Origin of the sequence: Prevotella falsenii DSM 22864 = JCM 15124 (assembly GCF_000613945.1) — a bacterium.
GTDB lineage: Bacteria > Bacteroidota > Bacteroidia > Bacteroidales > Bacteroidaceae > Prevotella > Prevotella falsenii.
Map to the genome: position 1 here is coordinate 112912 of NZ_BAJY01000004.1, position 12068 is coordinate 124979.

The 12068-nt window shown below is 43.0% G+C and carries 8 protein-coding genes and 1 pseudogene; 4 read left to right on the forward strand and 5 right to left on the reverse strand.

What is annotated here, in order from left to right; genetic code table 11:
- The first annotated feature begins 9 nt into the window (after positions 1 to 9).
- Positions 10 to 1253: pseudogene (locus JCM15124_RS12980) on the forward strand (phospholipase D-like domain-containing protein).
- A gap of 470 nt (positions 1254 to 1723) precedes the next feature.
- Here JCM15124_RS12980 and JCM15124_RS02930 read toward each other — a convergent pair.
- From JCM15124_RS02930 to JCM15124_RS02950, 4 genes are all read right to left on the reverse strand, one after another.
- Positions 1724 to 2335, reverse strand: coding sequence for a helix-turn-helix transcriptional regulator (locus tag JCM15124_RS02930; protein ID WP_024998223.1), 612 nt, complete (start codon positions 2333 to 2335; stop codon positions 1724 to 1726).
- A 73-nt stretch (positions 2336 to 2408) separates the two neighbouring features.
- Positions 2409 to 3365 carry a helix-turn-helix transcriptional regulator gene (locus tag JCM15124_RS02935; protein ID WP_024998224.1) on the reverse strand — a complete coding sequence of 319 codons (957 nt, stop codon included), beginning with the start codon at positions 3363 to 3365 and terminating at the stop codon, positions 2409 to 2411.
- Between the two features lie 578 nt (positions 3366 to 3943).
- Positions 3944 to 4762 (reverse strand): hypothetical protein, encoded by an 819-nt coding sequence (locus tag JCM15124_RS02945; protein ID WP_024998225.1) that lies wholly within the window; start codon positions 4760 to 4762, stop codon positions 3944 to 3946.
- Between the two features lie 70 nt (positions 4763 to 4832).
- Positions 4833 to 5789, reverse strand: a complete 957-nt coding sequence (locus JCM15124_RS02950; RefSeq protein ID WP_024998226.1) for an aldose epimerase family protein — start codon at positions 5787 to 5789, stop codon at positions 4833 to 4835.
- A gap of 925 nt (positions 5790 to 6714) precedes the next feature.
- On the opposite strand from JCM15124_RS02950, the gene map reads away from it, so the two are divergent.
- The 3 genes from map to JCM15124_RS02965 all read left to right on the forward strand — a co-directional run bounded on the left by map (position 6715) and on the right by JCM15124_RS02965 (position 9266).
- Positions 6715 to 7578, forward strand: a complete 864-nt coding sequence (map, locus tag JCM15124_RS02955) for a type I methionyl aminopeptidase (RefSeq protein WP_024998227.1) — start codon at positions 6715 to 6717, stop codon at positions 7576 to 7578.
- Positions 7579 to 7670: 92 nt separating this feature from the next.
- Positions 7671 to 8705, forward strand: coding sequence for a tRNA (adenosine(37)-N6)-threonylcarbamoyltransferase complex transferase subunit TsaD (gene tsaD / locus JCM15124_RS02960; RefSeq protein WP_024998228.1), 1035 nt, complete (start codon positions 7671 to 7673; stop codon positions 8703 to 8705).
- A gap of 12 nt (positions 8706 to 8717) precedes the next feature.
- Complete coding sequence (locus JCM15124_RS02965) at positions 8718 to 9266, forward strand: CinA family protein (protein WP_024998229.1); 549 nt, start codon at positions 8718 to 8720, stop codon at positions 9264 to 9266.
- A 732-nt stretch (positions 9267 to 9998) separates the two neighbouring features.
- Here the strand turns inward: JCM15124_RS02965 and thrS are convergent.
- Positions 9999 to 11948, reverse strand: a complete 1950-nt coding sequence (gene thrS / locus JCM15124_RS02970; protein ID WP_024998230.1) for a threonine--tRNA ligase — start codon at positions 11946 to 11948, stop codon at positions 9999 to 10001.
- Positions 11949 to 12068: the final 120 nt, after the last annotated feature.

A 12068-nucleotide genomic window follows, 5' to 3' on the forward strand; every position in this document is an offset into this window, starting at 1 on the left:
CAGCCTATAATGGCAAGTTCTGCAACCGACAAGCAGCATTCTCTGCAAACAAGCTCCGATTCTTTGCTTGTGCAACAGCTGAAAAAGAAAGGCATACAGTTCAGCAACAACAATTCGGTAATACTATTGGCAAGTGGTCAAGAGAAATTCGACGACCTGTTTAAAGCCATTGAGCAGGCTCATTCAAGCATTCACTTAGAGTATTTCAACTTCAGAAACGACTCGATTAATAACGAACTGATTACTCGTCTTGCGAAGAAAGTACAAGAAGGAGTAGAGGTCAGGGCGATATTCGATGGGTTTGGCAATGCCAGTAATAATCGTCCGATGCGTAAAAGGCATTTAAAAGAAATCAGAAAGAAGGGCATTGAAATATACGAATTTAAGCCAATAGCTTTCCCTTGGATACACGATGTGTTCAATCGCGACCACCGCAAGATTGTTGTTATCGACGGAAAGATAGCATATACAGGCGGTATGAACGTTGCCGACTACTATATTAAAGGAACGAAAGCTGTTGGAGAATGGCACGATATGCATTGCAGGATAGAAGCGATGCCGTAAACACACTGCAAAAGATATTCTTGCAAATGTGGTATAAGGTGTCGGGGCAAAATATTCATGGCGCAAAATATTATCGAGGCATAAGCAATGCCGACTATGTAAAAGGACTAAAATCGGACACTTGCCATTCTGCAAACCATAAAATGGTAGGCATTATCGACCGAGAACCTCATGTTTCAAAAGACATTATCAGAACTTTCTATGAGAAAGCTATCGATGATGCACAAGATAGCATAAAGATTATAAACCCTTATTTCACACTCAATCCGAGGCTAAGAAGGGCGTTAAAGAATGCTGCAAAACGTGGAGTGAAGGTAGAAATAATGCTGAGTGTCAAGAGCGATATTCCGCTGACACCCGACTGCGGATACTATAATGCACATAAGCTGATGAAGAACGGTTGTACAATCTGGTTGTTCAAGCCGGGCTTTCACCATACAAAAATCATACTTGTAGATGGGAAAATCTGCACCGTAGGTTCGGCAAACCTGAATGCTCGCAGCTTAAGATGGGACCGAGAAGTAAACGCTGTGATTATAGATAAAGAGACAACGAAAAAATTAGACAATCTTTTTGAAAGTCAGAAGAGAGAGTGTTTTAAATTAACGGAAGAGAAATGGAAAGAATGGAGAACCCCTTGGCAAAGGTTTAAAGGCTGGCTGGGTTTCCTCCTCTCTCCTTTCCTATAATCGTAAAGTTACGTAAATTCGGCATAAGAAAGCAGGTAAAGCAAGCTATCTCATAGATGTTTTTAAACAAGTTCCGCTGATGAAACAATGTGAGTTTTTCGGTTTAATCTTGTAAAGATAATTCTGTTAAAAAGTGATATAATCGCTTTGGCATTGCGAAACCGTAGGTTTTGCAGTGTAAAACCTACGCTTTTACCGTGCAAAACCTACGGTTTTGGAACGCGAAACAATAGGTTTTGTAATGCACTGGAGGATAGATGGTTACGTGAAAGTTACGATTGCGAAAAATGTTTACGTTTTTATTGTCTTCTTTTCGCTTATGAAATAAAGTGGGTTCGGTGTAAGATTTCGATGACGAAGATATTTTATTTCTTTCTGATTATAAGCACATTAAAGCATAATCACTTCTTTCTTTAAGTATCTTAATGAAGAATATGCGGGCATAATACTTATACCGAACTCACGTAAAGTCAGATTTTATTTATATCTACATATCCGTTCATAATGGCATAGATGGTCAGAGCCGAGACACTCTTCATACCCAGCTTTTCCATAATGTTCTTTCGGTGCGTTATAACAGTGGTTAAACTAATGCCGAGCTTAATCGCAACCTCCTTATTTATATAGCCTTGTACCACTAAAGACAATACTTCTATTTCGCGATTGCTCAATATTTTATTCTTCAAAACCTGCGGCATTTCGGGCAAATTCCTACCTCCCGCATGTCCGTGTTGCTCTACCGTAAGCAGGCTGCGCACCAATTCTTCTTCGCTAACATTAACGCAGATGCTATGGAAACCTGACAATTGCGAGTTCGGGTCTTTGGAAATGGTCAGCAATATTGTTTTCTGTCTGCGTTCGGTAAAGAATGCTCTATTCTCCAAAACAATGGTTTGAGCCGCAAAAAAATGAAAAAACAAGTCGGGATTAGCCGCAAAAAAGTCATCGAAAGTAGAGAAAGCTTCTACTTCTATTATTGGCATTACATTTTGAAGAATATTCTTCAATCCAAGTATAGCGAGCATATTAGGGTCGATAACCGCAACACGCGGTCGCCCGTTCATCATTTTTCCCATATCCATAGCGGACAAATTTACAAGTATTCTCTTAAGAGATGAAAGGAGACTACTACTTTTTAGGTATCCGTAAATGCTATTACAGGCTAACGGCACCTATATCTACCAAGTTGTTTACAATAGCGTAAATGGTGAGACCTGCCGGAGAATGGATTTGCAATTTACGTGCAATGTTTCTTCGATGGGTAATAACGGTATTCGTAGAAATGCACAAATGGTTGGCTATCTCTTTGTTTGTCATTCCTTGCACCACACAAATAATGACATCTTTCTCACGGTCGCTCAGTGTTTCGCCTGTATCGGGCTGCTTGCTCAGCATACTTGAGATTTTCACAGACACATCGTTCTGCTTGCTCTTCAGCTCCAAATGGCGGATAGCAGGTATGAGCAGCTCTTCCTCAACATCTGCATGCTGGTCCAACCACTCCTCGCAATGGTAAATATCGTATAGTGTTGCCGTGAGCTGACTGTTGCGATGAGAGTCTGAAGGCAGATATTTAATAATGATGTTCTTAAGTTCGTGCAACTTCACATCGGTTTGCTTGTGGTGCTTAGAGAAAGTTTCTATATCGTAATTATTATTTGTTTGCCCCGACAAAAGAGAATCGACATAAGGGAAAACCATTTTCTCTTCATACTGCATGTGGTTGCGAATGTCGTGTGCATATTCGTCGTACAACTTCAAAATAAGTCGTGCTAAATTGTCGTTCTCGTCCAATGAGTCCACAAGCTTTTTACGAATGAACGGCAATTGAAAGTCCAAATAGTAAGTATGGAAGGCTTTCAGGTATTTCACTAAGGTTGGTATGGAGAGCCTGTCGGCATCGTCGTACTCCTTATAACCATTCATTGTAAAATTCACGATAGACAAAAAGGTATAGGTATCAACATTCTGGCTCTCGCAAACTTCCCGAACAGTTTTATCGCCGAAGCCCAAATTAATGCCGAAACTGCCAAGAGCTTGTAGTAGGTCGTAATTATCGCTGATAAGAGAAATCATCTTATCTTCAGCCTCATACATTTTATGATTTTTCATTTGGTTCGCATTTTATTTAAATATCTTTGTATAAGATAATCCATTTTGGGAAGATGAAAGTAGATTTTCGCCTTCCATATTACTATATTCATGCAAAATAATAACATTTTTACGAATTGTGCAATAGCAATAAGTAGGTATTTTAAAATACCAAACAATTAGTATTGCAGCAAACAAATAATGATGGTATCTTTGCAATCAAATAGGGTGCAGGGATAATTGCAACTCTCGTACAGTGGTTATAGTTACGGACGACAAGGTATGAACTTGGTTTTCTTCACTATTCTGCTGCGAGACAGCAATTAGGTAACTGCACTCTTTTTATTTTGCAAATGTACTAATATTTAAATAAATAGAACAGAAAATTAAGAAAAAACACGAAATTAACCCTATAAAAACTAACAAGCCAAACAGTATTTCTTATTTTATGCTTATTCGTAAACATGCACGGCAAGACATAATTCTGCCTCTAAAATTCGGTTACGAAAGTGTTTGGATTTTATTGCAACAACTCTGCAACTATCTGTAATCGGTTTTTTTGCTTTTGCCTACCGAACTTTTACTTTCTTCGGTAACTACTATTTGGTAGGATAGCTGTATCGGTTGAAATCGTAAAATCCGCTACGTTGGCCGGGCAAATGGTCGAATTCTACGTTTATGGAGAACGAATTTTGATTGTTCTCTCCCCATTGATAGGTAACGCCACCACCTATTCTGTCCATAAATCTACTATCAGCCATTCCGTAACCCCAACCTGCATACATTGGCAAAAAGCCCATGCCATAACCGCCAAATGCACCATATCCCATTGTCCAAGGAACGAAGTTGCCGGAATTAAAGGCTTTCTGAACAAAGGCGTATGCACTCCAATGTTCGTCGAACCGGTAGCCCAAAATAGCATTTATGCCCGCAGTGGTATAGTTGGAACCGCCATAGGTTACATTATTTATATAGCCGCCTACCGCCAAGGTTGCTTTTTTCGATAGATTGGTAACGTACATCAGCGATACATCTTGCGAAAAACCGGCACCATGGTTGTACCCATTGCCCAAGTTGGCAAATACCGATGCACTGAGGTTTACGTTCAGTCCCTTGTGCAATCGCCATGTATTAAAGCCCCAGCCATAGCCCCAATAAGGATAATACATATCGTTATTGGTGATGGCTTGCCCGTTTTCATCGACAAGCGGCAGGTTTCTGTCTATCTGTTGCTGCTCCCGTTCTTCTGCCAAAAAGCGTGCGTATTCCTTCTCAGCCTCTGTTGCTTGCCTGTATCCTTGCAGACGTGAAGACTCTATTGGTGCGACAACCGTCGTATCAACGTTAGTATAAACATCTTGCGCGTACATTCCGACGCCAAGAAGCAACGCTATGGCTATGATAAATATCTTCTTCATACAATGCAAATTTAGGATATTGGAACTTAACAGCCAAAGAAATTAAAAGTATTTAATCTTTTCTATGATTTTATTCCTGTGTATGTTCCTTCTTCATTATTAAAGGAGGGTCGGTCGTAAAGATAAATACCGTTGCGGCATGGAACACCTGTCCCGGGTTAATATTTGTACTTATCTTTTCCTTGTTCTCATCGTAGCCGGTGTGAAGAGGTTGGAAAGAAATGCCCGTACTGTTTCTGCCGTATGAGTTTATGCGCAAAGTAGGTTCGTATGTGTACACCGTCATCACTCTGCCGCTCTGTGCATCGAAAAGAATGGCAGCGGGTTTCTGCACATTGGCAGGGTGTCTCAACTGAAAAGCGTGGTTGTATCCGTTTTGCAAATCGTTGATACGTTCGCCCAATTCTCTCGGTTGAATGAAGTTCAACGGCGTATAGCGCACGTTTTCTTGCTCGCCCGTAAGCATCATATCCGTATCGAAGACATTCGTTTTATGCGAATCTATCCACAAATGTTGCTTCAGAATAGAGCGATTGGGGTCGCCCGACAGATTGAAAACGATGCCGTTGGTAAGTTTATAGCGCGTTGGAGCAGTGGAAGTCATTCGGTAATCAATGTCGAGTGCGTTCTGGTCGGACAGCGTATAGGTTACCGAGAAATTCATTTTGCCGTCAAATTCACCGTCTTTGCTGTCTGCAACATAACGAAAAGTTACGGCTTGGTGGTCTGCGCTGACTACTTCCCAAACCTTATCGGACAGCGCAGGACTTACCTTTCCGTCGATACTCATCATCGTTGCACCAAGCATCGGATTGTTCTTGTAGTCGGATATATGTTTATAACCTTTTATTACAGGTTCCAATCTGCCATTCCAGTTATACACTTCGAGCTGTATGAGACGTGCGCCATAGTTGCTTACCACGGCTTTCATACCCGTATCGTTTATTAACTGAAAGGTTTGTACCTCTTGCGCCGATAGCACAAGAGAGAAAAGACAAGCTATTATGGCAAAACTTAGGTGCTTCATTGTTTTCGATTTTAGATTGGCTGACTCATGCGTCTCACCATATATTATTATTGCAAATATAATATTTTTTTTTTGAAAGACACTGTTTTTACCGAAAAAATGTTATTCGACGCTTTATTATTAACCGCTTGCAGGCATGGCAGCCTATGCTTTCTAATCTTGTAAAGATAATTCTCTTAAAAAGTGATAATTGCGATTTGACGTTGCGAAACCGTAGGTTTTGCACGGTAAAACCGTAGGTTTTACATCGCAAAACAGCCGCTTTCGCAATGCAAAACAATAGGTTTTGCAATGCGCTGATAACAAGATAGTTATGCAATAGCTATGCTCTCGAAAAATATTTACAGATTTATTATCTGATTTCCATCTATAAAACGAGAAATGCAACAAATACAAACAGATAACGAAACCTATTTGGCAATGGAATAAAGCTATTGGAACAAAAATGTTATCCTGATGCAATCTTCTTCTTACCTAATCTATTAACTCTTACTGAAGAAAACGTTTTATTAACTTAAATATAAACACTTATCGAGCATCGCTGCTCTTTTCTAAAGATTTTTACGCATTAACCTGAACATTCAATCTTTACCTTATCATATAGCTTCTTTGCTTTTTAATTAGCTTTTGATTTATAAGCAAAGATAGATATAAACATTTAAAACTGCAAATAATGTCCGAAAAATATTTCTTAATTTACCTTTATTTGATTTATATCAAGCCTCTTTGAATATAAATTGCGCTTTATTGCACAAAAGTACTTGCAGCTTAAAACTGCAAGGACGTCGGAAAAGAGAAAGAGAACAAGCACGACAGCCGGTTTTTGCATTCACAGTTAGAAGTATCGGGTGGCAAAAATGAGCCGTTTTTCTTTGCTATCTATATTTATTATAGTACTTTTGCAGAAAAGTTTAAAACGGTAACAATGATATTAAAGAAGAGAAGGTGGCACTGTCTGCCGGGACAGGAACCCACCGAAATGGATAAGAAAATTATGGAATTCGAGAAGAAAGGCAAACTCGTGCCTACTCGAAACCTTATAAAAACACCCGAACAAATTGAAGGAATCCGCCGTGCAGGTGTTGTAAACACAGGCTGCTTGGACGCTGTTGCCGACGCTATACACGTGGGAATGAACACGCAAGAGATTGACGATATATGTATGGAGTTCTGCAAAGAGCACAATGCCACGCCTGCATGCCTCAACTACGAGGGCTTTCCGAAAAGCGTCTGCACCAGCATAAACGAAGTGGTGTGCCACGGAATTCCCAAGAAAGAGGACGTTCTGCAAGAGGGCGACATCGTAAACGTAGACATGACGTGCATCGTTGATGGCTATTATGCCGACGCAAGCCGTATGTTCATCATCGGGAAAACAACTCCCGAGAAGGAAAAACTCGTGCGTGTTACCAAAGAATGTCTCGAAATCGGCATGGAAGCAGCGAAGCCTTACTCGTTCGTAGGCGACATCGGGCACGCCATTCAGAGGTACGCTGAGAAGAAGAACGGCTATGGTGTGGTGCGCGATTTGTGCGGGCACGGCGTGGGACTCGACTTCCACGAAGAGCCTGAAGTACCCCACTTCGGATACGCAGGCACAGGCATGTTGCTCGTTCCGGGTATGGTTTTCACCATCGAACCAATGATTAACCAAGGCACGTGGAAAGTTTTCATCGATGCAGACGACCCATACGGCTGGGAAGTTATTACGGGCGACGAGCTTCCTTCGGCACAATGGGAGCACACGTTCCTGATGACTGAACACGGATTGGAGATACTTACGTATTAAAAGAACAATACCGAAGCAAAGTCTTTCTCCCCAAAACACAGGGGAAAAAGACAACCGAAATGAAGCGTTATCGACGCAACAAGAAAACAACAATGGAGAAAAATCAGGATATATATATATTAGGTATAGAGAGCAGCTGCGACGATACCGGTGCGGCGGTGCTGCGCAACGGTGTCATTCTCAGCAATGTTACTGCCTCGCAAGACGTGCATAAGGCATACGGAGGGGTAGTTCCGGAACTGGCATCGCGGGCACACCAGCAGAATGTCGTACCTGTTGTAGACCAAGCCATAAAGCGGGCAGGCATCACAAAGGAACAATTGTCTGCCGTTGCCTTTACGCGAGGACCCGGACTCATGGGCAGTTTGCTCGTCGGAGTCAGCTTTGCCAAAGGCTTTGCACGTTCGCTGGGCATTCCGCTCATCGACGTAAACCACCTGCAAGGGCATGTTCTTGCCCACTTTATCAAGGAAACCGACGACGATAACAGCCAACCGCCGTTTCCGTTCATCTGTCTTTTGGTTTCCGGCGGCAACTCGCAGATTGTCAAAGTGAATGCCTACAACGACATGGAAGTGTTGGGACAGACCATCGACGACGCAGCCGGCGAAGCCATCGACAAATGTTCGAAGGTCATGGGATTAGGCTATCCCGGCGGTCCGATTATCGATAAGCTGGCTCGTCAGGGCAATCCGAAAGCCTATAAGTTTGCCGAACCCAACGTACCGGGCTACGATTATTCGTTCTCGGGGCTGAAAACGTCGTTCCTTTATAACCTTCGCGAGTGGATAAAGGACGATCCCGACTTCATAGAACACCACAAGAACGACCTCGCCGCAAGCCTTGAGTTCACCATTGTAGACATCTTGATGAAAAAATTACGCAAGGCAGTAAAAGACACAGGCATCAAACACGTTGCCGTAGCCGGTGGCGTGTCAGCCAACAACGGCTTGCGCAACGCTTTCCACGACCACGCTGCACGCTTCGGCTGGACGATATACATACCGAAGTTCAGCTATACCACCGACAACGCAGCCATGATTGCCAGCGTTGGAACGTTCAAATATCGCGACGGCAAGTTTGCTACCATCGACTTGCCCGCATTCAGTAAGGTTACATTTGAATAGAAATAAACGACTATGGAATTTGAAAGCAGAATATTATCACGCCAGATAGGCGACCTACTCTACGCATCGGGCTACACGCTCGGAACAGCCGAAAGCTGCACGGGCGGCCGTGTTAGCGAAACCATTATCGCCATTCCCGGTGCATCAAACTATTTCAAGGGCGGAATTGTGTCGTACTCCGATGAAGTTAAAACACAGTTGCTCGGTGTTTCTGCCGAGACTTTGCACGAACACACAGCCGTCAGCGAGGAAGTGGCACGACAGATGGTGAGCGGTGCTATCAACACTTTGCAAGTGGATTATGCCATCTCCGTAACAGGAACAGCAGGGCCAAGCGGTGGCACATCCGATGCTCCCATCGGCACAGTATGGATTGGTTACGGCGACAAAGATGAAGTAAGAACGTTTAAACTCACCGAAGACTTCGGGCGCGACATCAATCTTGCCATTGCCACCAATAAGGCTGTCCGCCTGATGCTCGACTTCCTGAAAGAAAAACTCGAAGGCAACGGCACCGCAGATGCCGGCAATGCGGACGCAATACCAAGTATGGAACCCTAAAGGAACAGCGCATGACGTATATGGTTGTTACAACGCACAGCCATACAACCTGATACTTACCAAACCCAACAACAACAGATTGCAATTCCGAAACTTCGGTATCTGCAATCTGTTGTTTCGTTCAGCCCCCTCTCCTTCTTGCTTAACATCTATAATTTCTACTAAAATCGGAACTTTTTAAACCCCAATCGGCCATTAGAAAGATTGGGGGGTAAGTTCTCACTGTATCGCCTCCAAATGTTATTGCATAGGCGAAAATAAGCCCATAAAAACGTAAATATTTTTCACAAGAATATCTGTTGCGTAACCAACTTATTATCAATGCGTTGCAAAACCTATTGTTTGGCGTTGCGAAACCGTAGGTTTTGCACGGTAAAAGCGTAGGTTTTACATCGCAAAACCTACGGTTTCGCAACGCCAAATCGAAATTATCATTTTTCTTCAGAATTATCTTTACAAAACCATCATGGTTTTTATATAAGACCTACCTCAAACTAATGACCGATTGAGGTTAAACAACAAAAGGGAATAATAGCTGATAAAACTCTACCGAACCGAGAAAAATATTTGCAATGTGTGGTATTCCGGTACAATATAAATATAAAAAATCGAGGTACAAACTCCTGAAACAATATTGATGAATCAATAAAGCCCTTGGGAGTTTGTACCTCGATTGGATACTTATGTCAATTCCTAATGATTTTGCACCTATTATAAATAGGTAACAGAAAATCAGTCTAAGTTCTTCAGTTGTCCGGCTACTTCGTTCTGAATGCGCTGTACAAAGTCTTCCTTACTCATTGTTGCTTGCTCGCCACCACCTTGTTGGCGCATAGAAACCAAGCCGTCTGCCATTTCTTTTTCGCCTACAATTACCATATAAGGAATACGCTTCAACTCGTTGTCGCGTATCTTACGCCCTATCTTCTCGTTGCGGTCGTCTAACAAAGCGCGCACACCGTTGGCATCAAAGAACTGCCGGACTTCTTTTGCATATTCGTTATACTTCTCTGAAATAGGAAGAATGGCAACTTGGTCGGGTGTCAGCCATAATGGGAAATGCCCTGCAGTGTGTTCAATGAGCACAGCCGTGAAACGCTCTAACGAACCGAACGGCGCACGGTGAATCATCACAGGCGTCTGCTTCGTGTTGTCTTCTGCCGTATATTCCAATTTAAATCGGTTGGGCAAATTGTAGTCTACTTGGATAGTACCCAACTGCCAACGACGTCCGATGGCATCTTTCACCATGAAATCGAGCTTCGGACCATAGAACGCAGCTTCGCCAATCTCGACCTTTGCATTAAGTCCTTTCTCCTCGCACGCTTCTTTGATGGCGCGTTCGCTTTCTTCCCATATCTCATCAGAGCCGATATACTTTTCTTTATCGGCAGGGTCACGGAGCGAAATCTGTGCTTCGTAGTTGTCAAAGCCGAATGTTACAAACACTTTTTGAATAATATCGATGACATCTTCAAACTCTTTCTTTACTTGTTCGGGGCGCACGAAGAGGTGAGCATCGTCTTGTGTGAAGGTGCGAACGCGGGTTAAGCCGTGCAATTCGCCACTTTTCTCGTACCGGAACACTGTTCCGAACTCTGCAATACGCAGCGGAAGGTCTTTATAAGAGCGTGGCTTGTATGCAAAAATTTCGCAATGGTGAGGGCAGTTCATCGGTTTGAGCATATATTCCTCACCTTCTTCAGGTGTCTGAATGGGCTGGAAGGCGTCCTTACCGTAGTGAGCATAGTGCCCGGACGTAACATAAAGGTTCTTTCCACCAATTCCCGGGGTGATAACTTCTTGATAATTGTATGGTCGTTGCAGCTTACGGAGCACCTCTTGCAAGCGGAGACGGAGCTGTGTGCCCTTCGGCAACCAGATGGGAAGACCCTTTCCAACTCGTTCCGAGAACATAAAGAGTTCCATTTCCTTACCTATCTTGCGGTGGTCGCGCTTCTTTGCCTCCTCCAACATTACGAGATACTCGTCGAGCATCTTCTTCTTGGGGAAGGTGATACCGTAAATACGTGTCAGCTGGTCGCTCTTTGCGTCGCCACGCCAGAAGGCACCGGCCACGCTTGTAAGCTTAACGGCTTTGATTGCGCCCGTAGACATAAGGTGAGGACCGCGGCAAAGGTCGGTGAAATTGCCTTGCGAATAAGTTGAAATAGTGCCATCTTCGAGGTCTTCGACGATGTGCTCCACCTTATACTCTTGTCCATCGGCGGTAAACTCTTTTATAGCGTCAGCCTTTGATACTTCACGACGAACGATTTTAGAGTCGTTCTTTGCCAATTCGAGCATTTTCTGCTCAATCTTCGGTAAGTCGTTTTCCGATATAACTTGTCCGTCAGCGGTTTGTACATCGTAGAAAAAGCCGTTTTCGATAGCAGGACCGAAGCCGAACTGAATACCGGGATAGAGTTCTTTCAATGCCTCTGCAAGCAAGTGAGCCGAAGAATGCCAGAACGTGTGCTTTCCTTCTTCGTCCTCAAACTTATACAGAGCTATAGTTGCGTCCTCGTTAATAGGACGGTTTAACTCGGTTGTTACACCATTAACCCCGCAAGATACAACGTTGCGGGCGAGAGCCGGTGAAATACTCTCTGCGATTTGAAGTCCGGTTACGCCCTGTTCATACTCGCGAACAGAACCATCCGGGAAAGTGATTTTAACCATAATACAAATTAGTTTTTATAAATCAATATGGGAACAAAGGTACAACTTTCTGACGAAAACGAGCCAATATTTCTTAAGTTTATCCCATTTTTTCATATTATAAAACAATTATAGAGGTAA

Bases quoted from the DNA above. Each gene is read 5' to 3' on its own strand.
- JCM15124_RS02930 (WP_024998223.1), bottom strand. From the start codon at position 2,335: ATGGATATGGGAAAAATGATGAACGGGCGACCGCGTGTTGCGGTTATC.
- JCM15124_RS02935 (WP_024998224.1), bottom strand. From the start codon at position 3,365: ATGAAAAATCATAAAATGTATGAGGCTGAAGATAAGATGATTTCTCTT.
- JCM15124_RS02945 (WP_024998225.1), bottom strand. From the start codon at position 4,762: ATGAAGAAGATATTTATCATAGCCATAGCGTTGCTTCTTGGCGTCGGA.
- JCM15124_RS02950 (WP_024998226.1), bottom strand. From the start codon at position 5,789: ATGAAGCACCTAAGTTTTGCCATAATAGCTTGTCTTTTCTCTCTTGTG.
- map (WP_024998227.1), top strand. From the start codon at position 6,715: ATGATATTAAAGAAGAGAAGGTGGCACTGTCTGCCGGGACAGGAACCC.
- tsaD (WP_024998228.1), top strand. From the start codon at position 7,671: ATGGAGAAAAATCAGGATATATATATATTAGGTATAGAGAGCAGCTGC.
- JCM15124_RS02965 (WP_024998229.1), top strand. From the start codon at position 8,718: ATGGAATTTGAAAGCAGAATATTATCACGCCAGATAGGCGACCTACTC.
- thrS (WP_024998230.1), bottom strand. From the start codon at position 11,948: ATGGTTAAAATCACTTTCCCGGATGGTTCTGTTCGCGAGTATGAACAG.